Source organism: Streptomyces deserti (assembly GCF_054782695.1).
The window spans coordinates 128,010-149,750 of the sequence record NZ_BAAGRZ010000006.1 but is presented as its reverse complement, the minus strand read 5'-3'; the positions used below and the strand labels follow the sequence as shown (position 1 = coordinate 149,750).

Genomic DNA, 21,741 nt, shown 5'->3' with positions numbered 1-21,741 from the left:
GCCGAGTCCCATGACTTTGTGAAATCCTTCACCCACCCTCTTGGCCGGGCCGGGCGATTCGTGCTGAGATGCCGCCACCACTCAACAGCTCGATGGCGTGCTCGGGGAGGGCAACGTGGCGCATACCGCCATGTCTGGTAACGGAACGACCGCCGGTGACGATCCCCTCCAGACCGCGGTGTGGCGGCTGCGCTCCCGCGCCTGCTGGTCCGACGCGGCAGCCCTGCTGGTACCGGCCACTCCCGCAGCCGCCCTCCAGCGTGCCTCGCTGCTGGGGGAGCGGTGCCTGTACACCGGGCAGGGCTGGGAAGAGGCCGAGGACGCGCTGCGCACCGCCGAGGCGCTGGCCCACAGCGACGACGAGCGGGGCGCGGCCGCTTGTGAACGCGGGTACTTGGCGTACGCCGCCACCCTGCTCGGCGTACGCGACCGCGCCGACGAGGCACGCGCCGCGCTCGGCCGCGCCGCCGCGCTGATCCCTCCGGGAGCGCCGGGCCGGGCCCTGCTGGACTTCCGGCGCGGACTGGTGGCCCAGAACCTCGCCGAGGCCCCGCAGGCGGCCCGTGCCGCGTTCCACCGCGCCCACGCGGGCGCCACGGCCCACGACGACCAGCTCCTGCTCTCGTGCATCTGGCGGCACATGGCGGGACTGGCCCTGCGCGAAGGCGAGTTGGCGGAGGCTCGCCACGGCTTCGCCGAATCCCTCCGCATCCGCGAGGAGTTGGGCTACCTCGTCGGTACGGCCCCCGCACTGGTGTCCCTCGCGGACACGGAGACGGAGCCGGAGGCGTCCCGACTGCGGGACGAGGCACGGCGGTTGTTCCGGTTGCTCGGGGGCGTACCGACCTGGCTGGCGGGACAGTTGGCTCCGCCGGCGGCGACGGCTTGACGGGGCGGTAGCGGTGCCAGGTGCCCGGCACTCGTACTGAGGCGGGGTGGGTGCGCAACCCGGCGCCGCGGGCACTGAGCGGCTGCACGCGACAGGGTGGACGCACCCGCAGCCGCCTACGGCGGCAAGGGGACGTGTCGGGGGCCGCCCGCAGCGCATGCCGTTGACGTCCCGTGTGCTGGCCGGGGACGGAACGGCAGACCGAGGACGGACACCCCCGGCGCGGCCCCGGCCCACCCCCACTGCGTAGGCGCGACAGCAACCCCCGCCGAAGCCGCACAGGCCGCCGCAGGCATCCGCGCCCGCACCCACACCCGCCCCTACACAGCCCCTATCCAGCCCCTGCGAAATGCTCCCCGACCAACGCCCGCACCACATCCAGATCCCGGGCGATCAACGCGTCCAGCAACGCCGTGTGTTCATGCGCGTCCGCCACCAACTCCGCCCGCCCGCGCGGCGCCCCGGGCCCGCCCCCGACCAACGGCCACTGCGCGCGCCGGTGCAGGTCCTCCGCGATCTGGACCAGCTGCGCGTTGCCGGACAACGACAGCACCGCCCGGTGAAACGCCCGATCGGCCTCGGCGTACGTCGCCCGGCACCCCGACGACGCCGCCCGAACCGTCGCCTCGGCCAGCGGCCGCAGCTCGGCCCAGCACTCGGCGGGCACGGTGCGCGCCAGCCGCAGCATCACCGGGACCTCGATCAGCGCCCGTACCTCGGCCAGTTCCGCCAGCTCCCGCGCCCCCCGCTCGACCACCCGGAACCCACGGTTGGGCACGACCTCGACGGCCCCTTCCAGCGCCAGCTGCTGCATGGCCTCCCGCACGGGCGTCGCGGACACCCCGAACCGCTCGGCCAGCACCGGCGCCGAGTACACCTCGCCGGGCCGCAGCTCCCCCGACACCAGCGCGGTGCGCAGCGCGTCGAGGATCTGTCCGCGCACTGAGGACCGCTGGACGACGGGACGGGGGCGAGGAAGCTCCGGCGCACTGTGCGTGTGCTCACCCCGCGCGGCGCCGCTCGCGGCCCCGCTCACGGTCCTGCCCTGCGCCGGCACCCGCGCCTGCCCGGCCCGGACCTGAGGTATGCCCGTCTCGGCGGAGCCCGCGGAGCCCTGCGCGCCCTGCTTCACGGGTCCTCCTCCGGACGTGTCAGCACTTGTGTCAGTACATGGGGTCATTACGGCGAGTTGTTACTCGCCCGTCAAGCACGATAAGCGCACAAGCCGTCAGTTCAAATCCCGCCGATCTTGGGTAAGGTAAGGCTCACCTGAAACCAGCCAGGCTCGACCAGGCCGCACCCAGACCTCGACCCGACACGGAACGGTGGTCCGCATGCCCCTGCCCCCCTCGCCCGTCGCGGCGGCGTACGCCCGCCTGAGCGAGGTCTTCCCGGGGCTGGCCGTCACCGAGCTGAAGCCCGGGCAGGAGCCCCCGAGCGGCGGCGGCTGGATCCGCGCCGACCGGCTCGCGGAGGGCGGGGCGGCCCTGGAGGCGTTCCTGGCGTGGGACGACACACAGATACGCCGTGACTACGGCCGGCAGGCCCGCCCGGACGTGGTCGCCGGCTTCGGCCTGCACCGCTACGCCTGGCCCGCCTGCCTCCTGATCACCGTGCCCTGGTTCCTGCACCGCCGGGTGCCGCGCTACCCCGTGACGCACGTCTCGTACGACCGCACGGCCCCCGGTCTCGCCATCGGCCGCATGGCCGTACGCCCGGGCGGCTTCGCCTGTCTGCCCGGCGACCCGGCCGCCGCCCTGCCCGGCGCACGCGTCGTCCCCGACGAGGACACGCTGCGCGCCGAGGTCCGCGCGGCGGTCGCCGAGCACCTGGAGCCCGTCCTCGTCGCCTTCGGCCCGCGCATGCGACGCCGCGGCCGAGCCCTGTGGGGCATGGCGACCGACGAGATCGTCGAAGGGCTGTGGTACGTCGCCCAGCTGCTCGGCGAGGCGGCGGAGCAGCGGGCGGTACGCGAGCTGGAACTGCTGCTGCCCGGGTCGACCAAGCCGTACGCCGGCGCGGCGGCCTTCCGTGAGCTGCCCGGGCCGGGTGGCGAGCCTCCCCCGAGCTCTCGACTTCGCTCGGGCAGGGGGCGCCCCCGTCACACCCGCGACCGGGTGAGCTGCTGCATGTTCTACACACTGCGCCCCGAGGACACCTGCGCCACCTGCCCGCGCACCTGCGAGACGGACCGCATCGCCAAACCGACGGCCGCCGCCACCGGCTGAGGCCCCCTCAGGCAACGGCGGACGGCCCGGCACTCCACCGCGTCCCGTAAGATCATCCGCAAGTGGGACACCCACACGGCCACAACGGATTCACACCTTCTTCACCGGTCGCGGGAAGTTTCCGTGGAACCATCCGTACGGGTAGTCTTATTCGAACTCAACTCCCGCCCCTCAAGCGGCAGTTCGAGCAGAACGCCGCCCTGGGCATCCCCTTGCACTTCCTTGGCGGCCTCTTGCCCCGAAACCCCCTGAGGGCCGGTGGGATTGGGCCACTATGGCGGGCGTTACGCCCTATCCCAATGCAAGGGACCCCTAGATGAGACTGACCGACATATCGCTGAACTGGCTGCTTCCGGGCGCCGTGCTGCTCCTGGGCATGCTGGCGGCGGTGGCGGTGCTCGCGCGCGGCAAGCGCACCTCGGTCAAGGACACGAGCGCCGACGATTCGTGGGAACGTGCCGAAGAGCGCCGCAGGCGCAAGGAGGCCATATACGGCACCGTCTCCTACGTCCTCCTCTTCTGCTGTGCCGCGGTGGCCGCCGCGCTCTCCTTCCACGGCCTGGTCGGCTTCGGCGAGCAGAACCTCGGCCTGTCCGGCGGCTGGCAGTACCTGGTCCCGTTCGGCCTGGACGGCGCGGCCATGTTCTGCTCCGTGCTCGCGGTACGCGAGGCCAGCCACGGTGACGCGGCGCTCGGCTCCCGGATACTCGTATGGACGTTCGCGTTCGCCGCGGCCTGGTTCAACTGGGTGCACGCGCCCAGGGGCGTGGGCCACGACGGCGCCCCGCACTTCTTCGCCGGCATGTCGCTGTCCGCGGCGGTGCTGTTCGACCGGGCGCTGAAGCAGACCCGCCGGGCCGCCCTGCGCGAGCAGGGTCTGGTGCCCAGGCCGCTGCCGCAGATCCGCATCGTCCGCTGGCTGCGGGCGCCCCGGGAGACGTACCGGGCCTGGTCGCTGATGCTCCTGGAGGGTGTCCGCAGCCTCGACGAGGCGGTCGAGGAGGTGCGCGAGGACAAGCGCCAGAAGGATGAGGCCCGGCGGCGCCGCCGCGAGCAGGAGCGCGTGGAGCGCGCCCAGCTCAAGGCGATCAGCCGCGGTCACCGCGGTTTCGTCGGCCGCGGCGGCGGGCGCGAGATCGAGGTGCAGGCCGTGGAGCGCGGCTCCGAAATGGTCTCCGCGGAGCCTGCCATATCCGCGCCGGAGCAGCTGCCCGTCCGCTCGCGTCCCTCCCTGCAGCCCGTGCGCGGCGCATCTGATCCGGTCACCGTCGACCTCACCGCGGAGGACGACACGATGGCCCTGCCGCGCCTGGACTCCCTGGAGCGCAAGCTCAAGGACCTCGAGCAGCAGTTCGGCTAGGAGCGGGTGCCCTCAGTGGGATCAGCGGGAGGGGTGCGGCCTGCGGGCCGCACCCCTCCCGTCGTCATGCGGCGTCCGCGTCGAGTTCGAACCAGACGGCCTTGCCCACCCCGTGCGGGCGGACCCCCCAGGCGTCCGCGAGGGACTGCACCAGGGCCAGGCCTCTGCCGTGCGTGCCGTCGCCGGCGTCCGGTGCGCGCGGCGTGGGTCTGTGGGCCACGAAGTCCCGTACCTCCACCCGCAGTCCGCGCGGGCCGACGGTGGCCGTCAGGACGGCGTCGTGGTCGGTGTGGACGAGTGCGTTGGTGACGAGTTCGCTGGTGAGCAGTTCCGCGATGTCCGATCGTCCGGGCCTCCCCCAGTGCCTGAGCAGTTCCCGCAGCGCCCTGCGGGCCTCGGGCACCGCCCGCAGGTCCGCCCGCCCGAGCCGGCGCCTGAGCTGAGGCGCCGGCGCCTGATCCGCGGCGCCGTCGGTCCTGTCCTCCATCGTTTCCGCCGAGGAGCCCCCGATCGCTAGGGGACCGCCTCCTCGTGCCTGCCTCTTCATGACCCCCGCCCGCGTGCCGATGTCGGTTCCCCTCCTGCTCGAACACGTTCACGGGGATCCTTGCCCGGTCAAAACCGCGCCAGTCATCTCGAATCGTCAACGACCAGGTGTTCGGCCACGGGCAGGGTGTTCCCGGCACGGCCGGGGAACGGCGCGGGATACCGCGGCGGCTGAGGTGAGCCGGTACGTCCGCTGCTGACGGCGGGGGTGGTTCCAAAGACGGCGGCGGGTCAGCGGATCCCCCGCGCCTGGGGACCTTCGCGTCCGGGGCCCGGAACCGGACCGCCGGGAATCGGACCATCTGCCGAGTGCCGTCTGCCCATCCGGCCGTACGCGAAGAAGAGGTGGGGCTGGTGGTGCCGGCCCACGGCGGGGCGGCGAAGTTGGCCGAAGTCCGACGGTCGCGCCGCCCCGCCCGGGAGGCCCTGCGGGAACCCGCGGAACGTCACGCCTCCCAGACAGCGGCCGCCGTACGGTCGTCCGCGTACCCCTTGACGCGGACCTGGGTGTCGGCGAGGAACGCGGCGAGGCCGGGGGGTTCGGGGCCGGACCAGCGCTCGGTCAGGTACGCGCACAGTTCGGCCTCGCCGCGCAGCGGGTCGGCGAGGCCGGCGCTGCACATCAGGAGTGTGTCGCCGGGGCGGGCGACGGAGGCGCGGAAGCGGAAGGGCTCGGGGGGCGGTTGCGGGGCCGGTTCGTACGGGCTGGGAGGCGTGGGGATGCCCAGGTCCATGGTGAGCCGGTCGCCCTCGGGGGTCTCGGTGGGCGGGGAACCGAAGCCCACGACGGGTTCGCCGGTGACCTGGGCGGCCTGGGGTTCGATGTCCTGCCACCGGCCGTCCCGCAGCCGGAACAGTCCGCCCGCGCCGACGCCGAAGAAGATCCGCGTACGGCACTCGGGGTCGGCGGGCAGGAGCAGGCAGCGCAGGGAGGCCGCGTACTCCTCCGGTGCCAGGCCCTGTTCGGCGGCGCTGGCGCGGAGTTTGCCGAGGCTGCGGCCGGTGAGGCGGTGCAGGCCGGACTTGAGGTCGCCGCGCCGGCCGGCCCTTATGTCCTCGACGAGCCGGGGATGGCTGCGGCCCACGGCCCGGCCGATCCAGTGACAGGCCTCGGCGGCCGCCCGGTGTGCTCCCGGTGTCGCCCGGGTGCCGGTCGCCATCGCGACCAGGACCAGGGCCTGCTCGCCCGTGCCGAACCGGGCGGTGAGCAGCGAGTCGCGGCGCGGCTCCCCGCGGTAGCGCGCCGAGTCCCCGCGCACGGAGGCGGCGCGCAGCGTGCAGGCCCCGTACCGGGCGCCGTCCAGGACGGTGTCCGCGACGAGGTCGTCCAGGCCGTCGGGGTCGGCGGGCGGGAGCGCGGTGGGTTCGGCGTCGTAGGTGGGCGGGCGGGAGCCGACGTAGGCGCGGGACGAAGGCGGGGAAGCCGGACGGTCGAGGCGGGGGCCGGGGCGGGCGGTCGGCGGGTCCGGCTCGGTGAGAGGTCCAGGGGACTCGGCCCGTGTGCCCTGTACGGGCTGGGGGTCGGCCGGTGAGCCGGGGCCGTCCCGGCGGTCGTCCCTGCGGTCGTCCGGGGCAGGAGGGGGCGCGGGCGGTGGCGGGGCCGACGGCGTGGGCGGCGCGGCTTCGGGGGGCGTCCGGGAGGCGGCGACCGTCGTGCCGGGGGTCTCGGTGGAGGCAGGGGCCTGCCCCGCAGGCCACTGACTGGGCGGCTTGTGTTCCGGTGTTTTCTGATCCGGCGATTCCCGATCCGGGGTGTTCCGATCCGGCGGTTTCCGATCCGGCGGTTTCCGATCCGGTGGCTTCTGTCCGGGCCGGAAGGTCACGGGACCGGTGGGCCGGGCGGGCGGCGGCTCCCAGGGGGCGCGCTGCGGTGCGGGACCGGCGGCGCCCGGGGCGTCCGCGGAGTCGTCGGTGCCTGCCCGCGGCGCCGGAACCACGGCCCCGGAGGCGGCCCGGCCGCTCACCGCCCCGGCCGCCGAGGCGAATCGGTCGTCCAGGGAATCGGCCGCGGGCGTGGGGCCCGTGTCGCCGGTGGAGTCGTCGTACAGCTGCCCCCACCAGTCGTCCTCGGGACCGGTGGGCCTTCCCCCCTGCTGGCTCATGCCCCCAATTGTCCACCGCACGGGCCGGATGAAAACGGTGCATCCGGAAAAACCGCCGCTCCGACCGCGCGCCGAGCGGCGTGTCGAGTGAGTCGTAGAACGGTCATACGACGAAGAGCGCCGGGTGGGCCCCGAAGGCAGCGCTGCTGACCTGCGTGGCCTTTCGTCCTCCGGCACTCTGGACAGATGGGAGCGTGGGACCTCCTGCTGGTCGGTCTGGTGATCCTGCTCGGCCTGTGCGGAGTGCTGCTGCCCGGGGCGCCGGGGTCGTGGCTGGTGTGGGCCGCGGTCCTGTGGTGGGCGCTGAAGGATCCGGAGCCCGTCGCGTGGTGGGTGCTCGTGGGCGCGACGGTCCTGCTGTTCCTCTCCCAGGTGGTGCGCTGGGTGCTGCCGCCCCGGCGGCTGCGGGCGACCGGCGCCACCCGCCGGATGATGGGGTACGCGGGTGCGGGCGCGTTCCTCGGCTTCTTCCTGATCCCCGTCCTCGGCGCGATCCTCGGTTTCCTGGCCGGCATCTACCTCGCCGAGCGCCTGCGCCTGGGCCGCCACGGCGAGGCGGTGGCGTCCCTGCGCTCGGCGATGCGCTCCGGCGGTTCCAGCGTTCTGGCCGAGCTGTTCGCCTGTCTGCTGATCCTGGGGGCGTGGCTGGGGGCGGTGTTCTGGGGCTGATCCGCCCCCGGCGTACGCCCCCGGTCCTAGGTGTGCATAGGGCGAGGAACCGATGCGCCGGGCGGGCGGCGCGTGCTTGGCTGACCGCCATGACCGAACTCAGCGAGGCGGAACGGACGTATCTGAAATCGCAGCGGCTGGGGCGGCTGGCCACGGTCGATCCCAAGGGCCAGCCGCAGGCGAACCCGGTCGGTTTCTTCCCGCAGGACGACGGGACGATCCTGATCGGCGGCTACGCGCTGGGCCGCACCAAGAAGTGGCGCAACCTCCAGAAGAATCCGAAGGCCTCCCTCGTCGTCGACGACGTCGTCAGTGTGCGCCCCTGGAAGGTGCGCGGCATCGAGATCCGCGGGGAGGCGGAACTGCTCACCGGTCCGCACGACCTGGGCCCGCACTTCAGCGAGGAGCTGATCCGGATCCATCCGCGGTGGATCCACAGCTGGGGCCTCGACGGAACGTCTGAAGGGGACGTCCGAGGGGGACGTCCGAGGGGACGACTAGAGGACGCCCTCGTGCCGGAGCAGGTGGACCTTCCGCTCCAGTCCGCCCGCGTACCCGGTCAGTGAACCGTCGGAGCCGATCACCCGGTGGCACGGGCGGACTACCAGCAGCGGGTTGGCGCCGATCGCGCCGCCGACGGCCCGTACGGCGGCCCTGGGCGCTCCGATCCGGGCGGCGATCTCCCCGTACGTCACGGTCGCGCCGTAGGGCACGGCGTCGAGGGCGGCCCACACCTTCTCCCGGAACGGGGTGCCGGCGGTGCGCCACGCCAGCCGGAACTCCTTGAGCTCCCCGGCGAAGTAGGCGGCGAGCTGCTCCTCGGCCGCCCGGAAGGGGCCGGGGTCGCGCCGCCACCCGCCCCGCACCGTATGGCCGCCCTTCTGCCCGGGCACGGACAGCGAGGTCAGTTCGCCGGTCGGGGCCGCGGTGAGCAGCAGCAGCCCGAGGGGGCTGGCCACACTCGTCCAGTACGTCGCGTCCGTCGAGGTCGTCGCGTCGGTCATCAAGACTCCAACTCCCCTGCTGCGCGCAGGTGGTGCAGGGCGTACGAGCGCCAGGGGCGCCAGCTGTCGGGGACGTCGGCGCCGGGCGGGGCCACGTCGGGGTCGCCGAGGGCGCGGCTGCGGATCTCGGCGACGGTGCGGGCGTCCAGGCCGGGCACGGCGAGCAGGGCGTGCTGCGCTTCGTCCCGGTCGGCGCCCGGGTCCAGGCGTACGGCGCCGTCGGCGAGCGCGACGGCGAGCGCGCCCAGCGGGCCGGCGGGCTCGGCCTCGGCGAGCACGGCGGGCTCGGGGAACAGGTGGGTGAGGCCGCCGCAGGGCGCGTCGAGCGTCTTGCCGTAGCGCCGTACGAGTTGTTCGGCCCGGGTACGCCCCACCAGCGCGCGGACCGCCAGCTCCTCCGGATCGGCGGCGCCCGGCGAGCGCAGCCCCGGCCGGGCGGCGACCAGCGGGGCCAGCCGCGCGTCGGCGCCGAGGCGCTCGTCGACGGCGTACGGGTCGGCGTCGAGGTCGAACAGCCGCCGCAGCCGCTGCACGGCGGTGGTCAGGTCCCGGGGGTCGGTGAGGTGCAGGCGGGCGTCGAGCCAGCCGCCCGGGTGGGCGCCGGAGGCGGGCTTCGGCGCGCCGTGCCGCTCGGCGACGGCGACGATCCCGGTGCCGTACGGGAGGCGGAGCGTGCGCCGGTAGGTGCGGGCGCCCGCAGGGCCGCTCACCTCCTCGACGCCCGGTACGGCCTCGCTCTCCAGCAGGTCGAAGACGTGACCTGCCTGGTACGGGCCGCGGTGGGCGAGCCGCAGCGGGATTCCGGCGGCCGGGGTGGCCGCGCGGCGGGTCGGGCGGCCGTTCGGCGTGGCGGCGCGCAGGGCGCTCGGGGTGGCCGCGTACACGGCGCGGATGGTGTCGTTGAACTGCCGCACGCTGGCGAACCCGGACGCGAACGCGATCTCGGTGATGGGCAGCTCGGTGGTCTGCAGCAGCACGCGCGCGGTGTGTGCCCGCTGCGCCCGGGCGAGGGCGACAGGACCGGCGCCGAGTTCGGCGGTGAGCTGCCGCTGCACCTGCCGGGCGCTGTAGCCGAGCCGTGCGGCGAGTCCGGCGACGCCCTCGCGGTCGACGACGCCGTCGGCGATCAGCCGCATGGCGCGGCCCACGACGTCCGCGCGGACGTTCCAGTCGGCGGAGCCGGGGACGGCGTCCGGGCGGCACCGCCGGCAGGCCCGGAAGCCGTGTGCCTGCGCGGCGGCGGCCGTGGTGAAGAACCGCACGTTGCGGCGCTTCGGGGTGACCGCCGGGCAGCTGGGGCGGCAGTAGATGCCGGTCGTTTCGACGGCGAAGAAGAACTCGCCGTCGAAACGGGCGTCTCTGCTGCGTACGGCTTCGTACCGGGGGTCTTCTTCCATCACGTGTCCAGTCTCCGCCTGCGCGGGAGGCGCCGCTGGCGGAAATCGGACGTGGCGTCGGGGCGTGGGTTCAGCGCCACCGGGGCCGGCGCGGGGCGGGTTCGCTCACCCCGCGCCGGGGCAGCCAGGCGCGTCCGCCTAGCGCAGACGCCCCCGCTTGGCCTCCATCGCCGCCTTCCCCATCGCCCCCTTCCTCTTCCAGTCCTTGCGGATCTCGGCCCGCAGCCGCGCATCCGTCTTGGCGACGATCCGCTGGTTCTCCCGCAGCAGCTTGCGGTAGCTCTCCAGACGCCGCTCCGGCAGTTCCCCGGTGTCGATGGCCTCGCGGACCGCGCAGCCCGGCTCGCAGTCGTGGGCGCAGTCGTGGAAGCGGCACCGCTCGGCGAGTTCCTCGATCTCGGCGAACACCTGGCCGACGCCGCTGCCGGCGTCCCACAGCCCGACGCCGCGCAGGCCGGGGGTGTCGATGAGCACTCCCCCGCCGGGCAGGGTGAGCAGGTTGCGCGTGGTCGTCGTGTGGCGGCCCTTGCCGTCGACGTCCCGGGTGGCCCGGACGTCCATGACGTCCTCGCCGACCAGCGCGTTCGCCAGCGTCGACTTGCCGGCACCGGACTGCCCGAGCAGCACGGCCGTACCGCCGGAGACGATCGCGGCGAGCACGTCCAGGCCCTCCGCGTCCACGGCGCTGACGGTCAGCACCGGCACACCCGGTGCGCTGGTCTCGACGTCCTGCACGAGGTGCGCGCGGGTCGCCGCGTCCGGCACGAGGTCGGCCTTGGTGAGGACGACCACGGGCTGGGCCCCGGACTCCCAGGCGAGGGCGAGGAACCGTTCGATGCGGGCGAGGTCGAGTTCGGCGGCGAGTGACACGGCGACGGCGGCGTGGTCGACGTTGGCCGCGAGGATCTGCCCCTCGGACCGCTTGGAGGAGGTGGAGCGCACGAAGGCGGTGCGGCGCGGCAGGTACGCGCGGACGTAGCGCGGGGTGTTGCCGTCGGGTTCTACGGCGACCCAGTCGCCGGTGCACACGACCCGCATCGGGTCGTGCGGGGTGACGAACGCGGTGTCGGCCCGTACGGTCCCGTCGGCGGTGACCACGTCGCACTGCCCGCGGTCGACCCGGACGACCCGTCCGGGCAGCAGCCTTTCGGCTGCGTACGGGGCGAACGCGTCGGCCCAGGCATCGTCCCAGCCGTAGGGAGCCAGCGCCGGGCGAAGAGAGGTGGAACTCAAGGGGGTGACCCTTCATGAGGGTGGCCCCGGCAGCCGCGTACGCACGCGGAGATACGCGGATACGCACGCGCGGAAGTGAAAGGAGTGTCAGCCGGCGGCCACGGAGGTGGACTTGATGGATTCCTGGATGCGGGCAGCGCCCATCGCGGAGACAGCCATCGGTCGACACCTCCTCAGTCCACTCGTGTTCCCATGCGGCGGCCGGCGGCCACCGCGGTGCGTGCCGCAACAGTAGTCCGCTGCCGTGCGGGCCCGTCAACCGGTTTTCCGTGCCGGTCGCCGCCGCCGTGCCGGGCCTTCGTCGGGCTTCACACCGGGGCGGTCTTCGTCAAGCCTTCACACAGGGGCGGTCGTTGAGCGTGAAGCCGTACGGCGGGGAGTTCGTGCCGCGCCAGGAGGCGAGGAAGCCGAAGGAGACGTCGCCGCCCGCGGGGACGGTCTTGTTGTAGTCGGCGGCGGTGGCGGTGACGCGGTCGCCGTTCTGGGCGACGGTGGCGTCCCACATCTGGCCGACCTGCTGGCCGTCCTTGAAGGACCAGGTGACGCGCCAGGAGTCGAGGGGCTCGCTGGTGGTGACGGTGACCGTGGCCTGGAAGCCGTCGGGCCACTGGTTGACGAGGTCGTACGCGACCCGGCAGGTCGCCTTCTCGCTCTCGGACGGTTTCCGCCCGGCGGTGGAGGAGGACCTGCCCTGGGGTTCGGGGTCCGGGTTCTTCGGCTCCGGCACGTCCTTCGGGGCACGGTCGGACGGCTCCGCGGCGTCGTCCGGGGAGCCGTCCGGGGAGCCGTCCGGGGACGGCAGCTCGGCGCTCGGCAGGGACACGCCGGGGTCGGCCACCGGCTGACGGTCGGCGTCGGCGCGCGCTGCGGGGTCGTCGGTGGTGCCGCCGAAGGGCATCATCGACACGGCGAGCGCCAGCAGGGAGACCAGGACGGCGGCGACGAGCAGGCCGTTGCGGGCGACGCGCGCCTTCTGCTCCCCGGGGTCCTCGGTGTCCACGTCCGGCGTGTCGGGGCGCCCGGCGCCCAGGCGCACCTCGGCGGCCCGGCGGCGGCGCTCCAGGTAGGCCAGGCCGCCCCAGCCGATCACTCCGCCGGCGAGCGCCCCGGGCAGTCCTCCGCCGTGCAGCCGCAGGCAGGCGGCGGCCTCGGCGCACCGCACGCAGGTGGCGAGGTGCCGGGAGAGGTCGCCTGGGGCGTCGGCGGCGGACGAGCGGGTGACGGCGTCCAGCAGCCGGGCGTAGCTGCGGCACCGGGCGTCCATCGGGGTGTCGAGGTGGTTGCGGTGACAGCGGTCCCGGAACAGGTTGCGCACCTGGGCGAGTTCGTCGGCGGCGGTGGCCGGGTCGAGGCCGAGCCGGCGGGCCACCAGGGACAGCGGCAGCGCCTCCACCTCGGCCAGCCACAGCAGTTCGGCGTCCGGTTGCTGCAGGTCGCGCAGTCCGCGCAGGGCGAGCGGACGCTCGAGGGGCGGTCCGGTGTAGCGTGCGGCCTTGTCCGAGTTGAGCCACAGGCGCAGGTCGGGGTCGAGCTTGTGTCCCTGCCCCTCTTCCTCCCAGGCCGCCGCGGTGGTGCGTACGGCGGTGAGCAGTTGGGGGATCCGGGGCAGCCGGGACGCGCGGCGGCCGGCGCCGCGGGCCGTGCCGGACTCGGCTGCGCGGGCCTCGCGTATGCCGTGTGCGAACGCCTCCCGGGCCAGCTGGGCGGCGGCGGTGGAACCGGCCGTGCACAGATCTGCGTAGGAGAGCACCGCGTCCCAGCACTCGGAGAACAGCGCGGCCTCGGTGGCGTCCTGGGGGGTCGGCAGGTCGGGCATGGGTCTCCTGCATCCACGAGCGAGGTCAACTCACCATACTGGCAATGGAGTTGGGGGAAACCTCGCGGCAGGAGACGAGCCTTTCACGTCTCCCGCACAACTGACAAGCGCGCTATTCAAATCCTGGCAGAGGCCCGGGAACCGGGGAACCGGGGGTGCGTGGCCCGGGCCGCGCACCCCCACCCGCTCCTACCGGTCGGAGTACACCACCTCGACGACCCGTCCGCGCGCGTCGAGCGCCTCGGCCCGGTACTCCCCGCATCCAGTCCTCCTGGCTCCGAGAGTCATACGGAAGGAAGGCCAGGAAGTATCGATCCCGGCCCACATCGACTGCGGGCCACCGTGGACGCCATGGGCGGCGGCGGCCGTGTCCAGGCCGTCCCGGCCGATGAGCTGGAGGGGCTCCTGGTCGCGCGTCGACAGCGCAGCGAGCGCCTGGCATACGTGGAGCGCCTCGACGACTCCACCGGCGTGGTCCGGTGCGGCCGCCGCCACCGGTGCCGTACGGCCCAGACGGGCGGCGAGCCGGCCGTCGCGCCGCCGCCCGCGCAGCTCGTTGGCGTCCTGCGGCACACCTGCCCCCTTCCGTCCGCCGTCCGTTGTGACACCCTGCTACGTCCGGCGGGGCGGGGGGAGTTACACCTCGACCGGTTCTTCCGCCGGGAGGCTGTCCATGAAGGAGCTGACGGAGAACACCGCGCGGCCGGGGCCGGGCGGGCCGTAGCCGGGCGGGGAGGTCAGGCCGAAGTCGTCCATGGTGGCGCGGTAGGCCTCCAGCAGCCGGATGTGGTACTCCAGCGGCGCGCCCTGCGGGTTGGCCTTGCCGAGCGGGGTCGTCGGCTCGGGGCACCAGGTGGTGAAGCGGGGCGTGATGCCGTGCGACATGAAGAAGCTCAGGCCCTCGGTGGTGGAGGCGATCGCCTCGTCGACGGTGGTGAAACCGAACGGCTCGGCCATCTCCACGCCCGCCACGAAGTTGGGGATCACGTTGCGCGCGCCGAAGACGTCCGCCGAGTCGAGGATGCGGCGGTGCCACTCGTCGCGGCCGACGTAGCGTTCCTTGCCCGGGCAGTACAGCTCGAACAGCCGGCGGTCCCACACCTCGAAGTTGGGGTGGTAGATCTGCACGCCGTAGTCCTTGAACCGCTGCACGTCCGCCTTGGGCAGCGCCTGGGCGACGACCTTGCCGATCCAGCGGCCCGGGAAGCGCTCCTCGATGGCCTTGGCGTAGTGCCCGTAGAAGTCGGCCTCGTCACGCCCGGCGACCGTCTTGGTGATCGCGCCGCCGGTGAGGGTGTAGGCGGTGGAGGCCTTCTGGGTGTCGTACCGGTCGATGATCTCCAGGGCCTCGAGGACCTCCTCGACGTCCTTCACTCCGGTGTACGGCCGGCCCGCCGCCTTGTGCTGGCGCCAGTTGTGGTTGATGTCGCAGTACTGGCACTCCTCCTTGGCGCCGAAGTACTGGCAGACACGGAAGACCGTCAGGTAGATCAGGTAGCCCCACTGGATGGTGGGGGCCACCTCCATGACCGACTTTCCGTTGCTGAGCGTGTGCCGGTAGTACTCCGGCATCGGCGGCACACCGACATCGGCGATGCGCTTGCCGTCGAGGTAGAGGCCGAGCATGCCGTCCTCGTTCGCGGCGACGCGGTACGGCGAGGACGGGTTCACGCGCACGGACACCACCGTCCGGCGCAGGTCGTACGGGCCGCCCGTGAGGATGATCTCCTCCGGCGGGCGCCTGAGGGCCGCCTCGCCGAGCTCGGGCAGGGTGCCGTGGTCGAAGGAGAAGATGAAGTACGACTTCGGCTTGACCTCACCGTTCTCGTTGTCGCTCAGCGCCGACGGGTCGAAGGCCACACCGCCGCGGAGCAGGTCCTCCTTGAAGACGGCCTCCCGCGGTACGTGCGGGAATCGCTCCATCAGATCCTCGACCAGCGCGGTACGGCTGCCCATCCCGTGTCTCCTCCCGGCTCAGGCGTACGACTCCTCACGGTATGCCCACGGGTGTGCGGGAGCGGGACCGGGTCCCCTCGGAGGCGGGACTGCGGCGCACCGGCCCCTGGGCGGCGCGCAGTGCTCAGTCCTCCTCGGGCGCGTAGGACCAGAACTCGACCTCGGCGAGGTTGCACCGCCCGTTGTGGCCGTCGTAGAGGCGGAGCCGGGGGTACGACGCGGTGGCGGGCAGCCTGCCCTCGTACCAGGTGGCCTCGGTCGTGGCGCCGATCGTGTGGAGGTCGGTCCAGGTCGCCCCGCCGTCGGCCGAGCCGCGCAGCACGGTGCCCGTCGCCCGGGTCGCGTAGCCCGCGCGCGGCAGGACGCGGAGCCTGTCGACGACCAGCGGGCCCGCGTCGCCCGCGTCGATGTCGATCCAGCTCTCGGCCGCGAGCGTGTCGGTGTACGTGGCCGGGTCGCCGTCGAAGGCCCGCCAACCGTTGGACGCCTGAGTGCCTCGGCCCGGCCACTCGATCGTCGACGCCTTCACCATCGGCGCCGTGACCGGCACCCGCCGCAGCAGCGTCTCGCGGGAGACGAGGAGCTCGTACGCCGCGTACACCCGGTCGATCCGGGAGTCGTCGTCCGTGCCGGTGTCCTGCTCGATGCGGTCGAGCTCGGCGACGAACGCCGCGTAGCTCTTCCTCGTCCACTCGGCGGCCCCGGTCCGGCGGGCCCGGGCCAGCACGTCGGCCAGTGTCTCGGCGACCGCGACGGCGACGGGGGAGGGCCGGGTGCCACCGCCGACCAGGGCCGCGGTGACCCTGTAGTACCGCTTGCCGTGCCGCAGCCCCTTCTCCTCGTGGGTGAAGGCGCGGCTGTCCGCCTCGGTCACCTCCCACGTCTCGCCGTCCGTCGAGCGGGAGACGGTGAACGTCAGCGCGTCCTCCGGCTTGTTCCAGCGCAGGGTCACGGTCTCGCCGTCCCGCTCGACCCCCACGAGCACCGCGTTCGCCGGGATCCGGTCCACGGCGACCCGCGTGAACTCCGCGTCACCGGTGGCCGCGAGGCCCACGTGGACCGCGTACGGGAACGGCGTGAAGAGACTCGCGACGGTCACCCACGTCTCGCCGTCGGCCGAGACCTGGCCGTGCACGCGATGCGTGGCGACGTCACGGACCAGCCGCAGGTACGGCGTGGCGGCCAGGGTCCGCCCGTCGAGCCGGACGGTGATCGGGGAGCGCACGTCGTCCTGCCAGTCGTGGCGGCTGTCGCGGGTGCGGTTGTGGAGGACGAGGGTGCCGTCGGCGTCCGCGCCGAAGGCGACGTGGCGCGTGTTCGCCGCGAGCCGGTCGCGCAGCATCAGCGCCGTGACCGGGCCGCGCGCGCCGTCCACGCGTGCGGTGAGCACGCAGCCGCCGGCCACCGGACGGCTCACGAAGTGCAGCTCGTCCTCGATGCCGCGCGACGCGACCTTGTAGTCGTCGCCTTCGTCGAGCCCGTCCCCGTGGGCGCCGAGCACGCGGATCGTCGCACCGCGTACGGCCGCGCTGCCCGGCCTCGCCTTGAACAGGGCGTCGTCGCGCCAGCCGGAGTTCTTCAGACCGGGAGAGGCACAAGGCTCCACCGGTGTGCGTATCGCGTGGGACGTCCAGCCGTGCCCGTGGGCGTTGACGGCCGTGACCGTGTAGTAGTACGTCTCGCCTTCACGCGCCGACTCGTCGACGAAGTGCCGGCCCCTCGCCCTGGCGGCCACGACCTCGTACGGTCCCTGCCGCCGCGTGGCCCGCCGTACCTCGTAGTGCGTGGCGCCCGCCGTGGTCTGCCAGGTGACCGTGACGGAGCCGTCGCCGGGCAGGGTGTGCACGAAGTCGACGTGCGAGGGCGGGAGTTCGGCGGTCCGCTCGGAGGGCAGCTTCAGCACCAGCCCGGTCTTCGGCGGCACGCTCACCCTGCCGTCGCGCACCGGGAGCTCCTGGCCGCTCACCAGGTCCAGGACGGCCGGCCCGGCCGACTCGACCTCCACCTCGTACGTCCGCTCGTTGCCGTACGCCTTCCGCGTCGTGTTGAAGACGAAGACGTACCGGCCGTACCGGGCCGTCAGCAGGTCCGGATAGCCCGAGTACGCGTGGTCGGCCTCGAAGTTCTCGCGGTGGACCGTGCCGACGCCCGGCTGGTACGTGATCGGCGCGATCTCGCCCGCCAGGGCCTGGGGCGCGGAGCCGTCGCGGGTCTGCTGGTCCTCCATGAAGTCGACGTCGATGTTGTCCATGCGGGCCCAGTAGTCCTCGTACTGGAAGCGCCCGTCGGTCTGGAGCTGCACGATGTGGTCGCGGTTCGCGTGCCGGACGTGCAGGCGGCCGTTGCGGGCGAAGCCGCGCTGCCGCTCGTTGAGGTGGCCCCACAGGTGCAGGCCGCCGTCGCGCAGCGACACGAACATGCAGTCCACGTCGACCCACGCGAAGCGCTCGTAGTCGCCCGTCCGGACGCCCAGCGCCGACAGTTCGGCGGGCGTGTAGTAGGCGAAGTCGGTGTGCGGGTGGACGATGCCGGTCGGCTCCTGGGCCTTCAACCAGCCCCAGGTCTCGCCGAGTTCGAGGTCGTACTTGTACTTCGCCTGCACCGAGGAGAAGGTGCTGAAGTACTGGTGGTCGGCGAGTTGCTGCTGGGCGAAGCCGACCGCCTCACGGGCGTACGCCCGGGTGGTCCGCCACTTCTCGCCCGCGTACCGGTCGGGGTGCTCGGCGATGTGCCGGGCCAGGGAGACGTAGTGGAGGATCTTGCCCTCGGAGATCCGCAGCACATAGCCGGGGAATCCGGGGTAGTTGGTGTTGCGCTCGTCGATCACCATCTCCATGCGCATGGTGCGCTTGAGGGTGTCGTCGAGGTCGGTCATGCGGGCGTGGGAGCGGGCGTGCAGGTTGCGCAGCGCGAGTTCCAGGATGCGGTCGTTGAGGTCCTCGTCGCCCTGGTGGCCCCAGGTGCGGTGGAACCACTCGGGCAGGTAGTTGGTGGCCTCGCCGTAGTTGGCGACGTAACCGTTTTCGCGGGTGTGTCCGGCCTCGGTCATGGTCGTGTAGTGCCGGCCGAGCGGCAGGCGGCGCACGACGTTTCCGTCCTCGTCGAGCTTGGACCTGGCGAGGCCCTTGATGACGTACCTGACGTAGTCGTCGGTCCAGCGGGCCGTGCTGTCGTGGTGGAAGAGCGAGTGGAACAGGTCCAGTTCCCGGCCGTCCGGCCCGACCAGGACCTCCTCGCCGAGGAAGGGCTCCCAGCCCAGGCTCTCCCCCACGATGCGGTGGCTGCGCGCCCTGCCCTCGTAGCACCCCGACCCGATGACGCGCAGACCCTCGTGGGCCTCCCAGGCGCCCTCGTAGGTGTACATCACCTGGTTGTAGATGTACGACAGGCGGGAGCGGGCGTAGTCGAAGTTGGCCTTCAGGACGCGCTCCCAGGCGCCGCGCCGGGTCAGCGGGCCGCCGTCCCAGCCGACGTCCTTGAGCGAGGTCTCGCCCTCGTCGGTGCCGGTGGTGAACGGCTCGTCGAGGAACGCCTCGAAGGCGTCACGCCCGTAGACGTCGTTGTCGGCGATGACGTTCTCGACCAGGTACAGCGCCTGCCCGAGGGCGCCGTAGTAGCCGCCCCAGTCGCCCTGGTGGCCGCCGCGGGCCAGCAGTTTGGTGTTGCCGTAGTAGTCCTTGGTGTGGTTGTCGACGCACTTGAAGACGCGCAGGAGCGCGGCCCTCTTCTGGGCGGGCGTCCTGGCCGGGCACCACGAGGCGCGGGCGAGGGCGCCCGCGTAGAAGAACAGCTCCTCCACGTACCGGACGATGGACAGGTTGCCGGTCGGCGAGGCGTCGACCTTCGCGGAGAGGCTGTTGAACAGTTTCACCTGGGCGGCGACGTACCCGTCCACGAGTGCCTGCTCGGCCGTGTCGTCGAGGTCGGGGACGGTGTCCGTCGGCGGGGTGAAGCCGGCCTGCGGGTCGCCGGTGAGGTCGAGGTACGCGCCGGTGTGGGTGTAGGCGCGGTAGTAGCCGCGGGAGTCGGCCATGACCTTGTTGCTGAAACCGCTGTCGTACGTCCGCAGGGTGATCTCGGCCCGGGTCTGCCCGCGGGTGTGCTCCAGCGGCAGCATCACCGTGGCGTAGAAGAAGCGACCGGGCAGCGGGCGGCTGGTGCCGGTGTTCAGGGCCTCGTAGTCGCCGGAGCGGCGGTAGCCGATCTGTTCGCCGTTGATGTACGCGATGGTCTTGTACGCCGAGGTGTCGCCGCCCCAGAACTTCACGGTGAGGTAGTTCTGGTGGACCGGGTCGACGGCGAGGGTGAAGCGGAGGTCTCCGCCCTTGATGTCGGGGGTGGCGAGCGGCTTGGCGACCCGGGCCCGGTCGCCCGCGTGGCCGTCGACGACCTCGGTGTCCGGACCGTGGAAACCGTGGGCGGACTCGGAGTCCGGGTCCCCGAAGTCCAGCAGGTCGAGCCGTCCGGCGCCCTCCGCGCCCGCGTCCTCGCCCTCGGCGGCGGCCGCCTGCTCGGCCGCCGTCCAGGACCAGCCGGTCAGCGCGAGCGTGCCGGTGCCGGCGGCGGCCGTGGCCAGGACGGATCTTCTGGTGACGGGCATGCGGGTACCTCACAACGGCGAAGAGGGGGATACCGGGTGTCCGGGACCGACGGTAGAAACCGGTCTCTATGGAAGCTAGGGGTGGCCTTCCGGAGTCGGCAAGAGGTTGGAGAGAGGAAACTCAGGAGGCAGGCATGGCTTGCCTTGACTGAACAGGGTATTTCGCGTGGGCAGCGGGGGTCAGCCAGATGTGCGGGGAGGCCGCTGGATGACAGAGACCGGTTGTCGTGACAGAGACCGGCTGCCGTGACAGAGGCCGGCTGCCGTCCTTCGGCCGCGCAAGCGGATCGACGGCCGTGCGGCGGCGGGGAACCGGCCGCACCGGTACATCCGCGCGAAAGCTCAGCGCGAAATCTCAGCGCGAAATCTCAACGTGAAATCTCAGCGAGAGCACTCAGGCGGTGCGCTCCAGCGCGGCGAGGTCCACCGTGTACGCCAACTCCCCTCCTGCCGCGAGCCGTTCGGCCTCCTCGGCGACCGTCCGGCCGAGGCGGGCCAGCTCGTTGCCCTGGGAACCGGCGAGGTGCGGGGTGATGAACGCGCCCGGCAGGTCGTACAGGGGCGAGTCGGCGGGCAGGGGTTCGGGGTCGGTGACGTCGAGGATCGCGGTCAGGCGTCCGGCGCGGAGTTCGTCGACGAGGGCGTCGTGGTCGACGAGGGCGCCCCGCGCGGTGTTGATCAGTACGGCCCCGTCGGGCATCAGGGCCAGCTCGCGGCGGCCGATCAGGTGACGGGTCTCGGGCGTCTCGGGGGCGTGGACGGTGACGATGTCCGAGGTGCGCAGCAGGTCGTCCAGCGGCAGCAGGGGGACGCCGAGGGCGGCGGCCTCCCGCTCGTCGACGTAGGGGTCGGTCAGGGCGGGCCGCAGATCGAACGGGCGCAGCAGTTCCAGGACGCGGCGGCCGATGCGGGAGGCTCCGACGACGCCGACGCGGCGGCCGTAGTTGCCGATGCCGGAGACGATTCCCCAGCCCGGCGAGGTGCGTTCGGTGCGCAGCCGCTCGCGGGCGGCGAAGACGTCCTTCCCGGCGAGCAGGATCATCGCGAGGGTGTACTCGGCGACCGGCAGCGCGTTGGCGGCGGCCGCCGAGGAGACCGCGATGCCGCGCCGCCACACCTCGGGCGTGGCGAAGCCCTTGACCGAGCCGGCCGAGTGCAGGACCGCGCGCAGGTGCGGGGCCCCGTCGAGGACCGCCGCGTCCAGGCGCGGGCAGCCCCAGCCGGTGATCAGGATCTCGGTGCGGGCGAGCGTCGCGCGGATCCGTGGGTCGGTGAAGTCCTCCGCGACCAGGGCGGGATCGACCTCCACGGACTCGCGCAGCCGGGCCAGCACCTCCGGCGGGAAGACCTGCGGCACGTTCTCGGGGGTCATGGCGAACAGTGCCCGGGGGCGCTCGGTCAAGGAGGTGGCCTTCCGGCTCGGCGGTTTACGGGGAAAGCGCTGTCTAAGCTCTGTCTACGGTAGGTGGGGCTGGGTGACGGGAGCAATGGACGGGTGGAGGGGTGGGCGGCCGGAGCGGTGCGCGACCGGAACGGTGCGCGACCGGAACGGGGTGGGCGACCGGAGCGGTGCGCGACCGGCCGGTGAGCGGCGGGATCAGTTGGGCGACCGGAGCAGCGGACGACCAGACGGCAAGCGACTGGAGGCAACGGACGGCCGGAGGCAACCGACAGCCGGAGGCAACCGACAGCCGGAGACAACCGACAGCCGGAGACAACGGACGGCCGGAGCCGCGCGCGACCGAAAGATGGCGCGCGATTCGGACGGTGAGCGACAGGAACAGTCGGGCGACCGGAGCCGCACACGACCAGACGGCAACCGACCGGAGCCAACCGACAGCCCGAGCCGCGCGCGACCGAAAGATGGCGCGCGATTCGGACGGTGAGCGACAGGAACAGTCGGGCGACCGGAGCCGCACACGACCAGACGGCAACCGACCG

Annotated in this window: 15 protein-coding genes and 1 pseudogene; 5 read left to right on the top strand and 11 right to left on the bottom strand. The window is 73.0% G+C overall.

The window, feature by feature from the left end; all coding sequences use genetic code 11:
* Window positions 1-115 precede the first annotated feature (115 nt).
* On the top strand, window positions 116-889 hold the full coding sequence (locus ACYVMZ_RS14205) for a hypothetical protein (RefSeq protein ID WP_461079338.1): 774 nt from the start codon (window positions 116-118) through the stop codon (window positions 887-889).
* 331 nt (window positions 890-1,220) lie between these two features.
* Here the strand turns inward: ACYVMZ_RS14205 and ACYVMZ_RS14200 are convergent, their stop codons facing one another.
* The gene (locus ACYVMZ_RS14200) at window positions 1,221-2,021 is read right to left on the bottom strand and encodes a GntR family transcriptional regulator (RefSeq protein WP_461079336.1); all 801 of its coding nucleotides are present in this window, start codon (window positions 2,019-2,021) and stop codon (window positions 1,221-1,223) included.
* Between the two features lie 202 nt (window positions 2,022-2,223).
* Between ACYVMZ_RS14200 and ACYVMZ_RS14195 the strand changes: the two genes are divergently transcribed.
* Both ACYVMZ_RS14195 and ACYVMZ_RS14190 read left to right on the top strand, forming a co-directional pair.
* Entirely contained in the window at window positions 2,224-3,117 is an 894-nt protein-coding gene (locus ACYVMZ_RS14195) for a (2Fe-2S)-binding protein (protein ID WP_461079334.1), read from the top strand.
* 316 nt (window positions 3,118-3,433) lie between these two features.
* Complete coding sequence (locus ACYVMZ_RS14190) at window positions 3,434-4,477, top strand: DUF2637 domain-containing protein (protein WP_461079332.1); 1,044 nt, start codon at window positions 3,434-3,436, stop codon at window positions 4,475-4,477.
* Window positions 4,478-4,541: 64 nt separating this feature from the next.
* On the opposite strand, the gene ACYVMZ_RS14185 is transcribed toward ACYVMZ_RS14190, so the two are convergent.
* Entirely contained in the window at window positions 4,542-4,964 is a 423-nt protein-coding gene (locus tag ACYVMZ_RS14185; protein ID WP_461079330.1) for an ATP-binding protein, read from the bottom strand.
* A 505-nt stretch (window positions 4,965-5,469) separates the two neighbouring features.
* Complete coding sequence (locus tag ACYVMZ_RS14180; RefSeq protein WP_461079328.1) at window positions 5,470-7,125, bottom strand: protein phosphatase 2C domain-containing protein; 1,656 nt, start codon at window positions 7,123-7,125, stop codon at window positions 5,470-5,472.
* Window positions 7,126-7,311: 186 nt separating this feature from the next.
* Here ACYVMZ_RS14180 and ACYVMZ_RS14175 point away from each other — a divergent pair, with 186 nt between their 5' ends.
* Complete coding sequence (locus ACYVMZ_RS14175; RefSeq protein WP_461079326.1) at window positions 7,312-7,794, top strand: DUF456 domain-containing protein; 483 nt, start codon at window positions 7,312-7,314, stop codon at window positions 7,792-7,794.
* A gap of 89 nt (window positions 7,795-7,883) precedes the next feature.
* Window positions 7,884-8,246 (top strand): annotated as a pseudogene (locus tag ACYVMZ_RS14170) (PPOX class F420-dependent oxidoreductase); the annotation flags it as partial.
* A gap of 45 nt (window positions 8,247-8,291) precedes the next feature.
* On the opposite strand, the gene ACYVMZ_RS14165 reads toward ACYVMZ_RS14170, so the two are convergent.
* The 8 genes from ACYVMZ_RS14165 to ACYVMZ_RS14130 all read right to left on the bottom strand — a co-directional run bounded on the left by ACYVMZ_RS14165 (window position 8,292) and on the right by ACYVMZ_RS14130 (window position 21,202).
* Complete coding sequence (locus ACYVMZ_RS14165) at window positions 8,292-8,798, bottom strand: methylated-DNA--[protein]-cysteine S-methyltransferase (protein WP_461079324.1); 507 nt, start codon at window positions 8,796-8,798, stop codon at window positions 8,292-8,294.
* Window positions 8,798-10,195, bottom strand: coding sequence for a DNA-3-methyladenine glycosylase 2 family protein (locus tag ACYVMZ_RS14160; protein ID WP_461079583.1), 1,398 nt, complete (start codon window positions 10,193-10,195; stop codon window positions 8,798-8,800). Before ACYVMZ_RS14160 ends, ACYVMZ_RS14165 begins: the two co-directional genes overlap by 1 nt.
* 138 nt (window positions 10,196-10,333) lie before the next feature.
* Entirely contained in the window at window positions 10,334-11,428 is a 1,095-nt protein-coding gene (gene rsgA / locus ACYVMZ_RS14155; protein WP_461079322.1) for a ribosome small subunit-dependent GTPase A, read from the bottom strand.
* A gap of 328 nt (window positions 11,429-11,756) precedes the next feature.
* A complete protein-coding gene (locus ACYVMZ_RS14150; RefSeq protein WP_461079320.1) occupies window positions 11,757-13,244 on the bottom strand; it encodes a cellulose binding domain-containing protein in 1,488 nt (495 codons plus the stop codon).
* A gap of 189 nt (window positions 13,245-13,433) precedes the next feature.
* On the bottom strand, window positions 13,434-13,817 hold the full coding sequence (locus tag ACYVMZ_RS14145; RefSeq protein ID WP_461079318.1) for a hypothetical protein: 384 nt from the start codon (window positions 13,815-13,817) through the stop codon (window positions 13,434-13,436).
* Window positions 13,818-13,880: 63 nt separating this feature from the next.
* Window positions 13,881-15,200, bottom strand: coding sequence for a radical SAM protein (locus tag ACYVMZ_RS14140; protein ID WP_461079316.1), 1,320 nt, complete (start codon window positions 15,198-15,200; stop codon window positions 13,881-13,883).
* A 124-nt stretch (window positions 15,201-15,324) separates the two neighbouring features.
* Window positions 15,325-19,800 carry a Tat pathway signal protein gene (locus tag ACYVMZ_RS14135; protein ID WP_461079314.1) on the bottom strand — a complete coding sequence of 1,492 codons (4,476 nt, stop codon included), beginning with the start codon at window positions 19,798-19,800 and terminating at the stop codon, window positions 15,325-15,327.
* Window positions 19,801-20,194: 394 nt separating this feature from the next.
* Window positions 20,195-21,202 (bottom strand): hydroxyacid dehydrogenase, encoded by a 1,008-nt coding sequence (locus ACYVMZ_RS14130; RefSeq protein ID WP_461079312.1) that lies wholly within the window; start codon window positions 21,200-21,202, stop codon window positions 20,195-20,197.
* Window positions 21,203-21,741 lie beyond the last annotated feature (539 nt).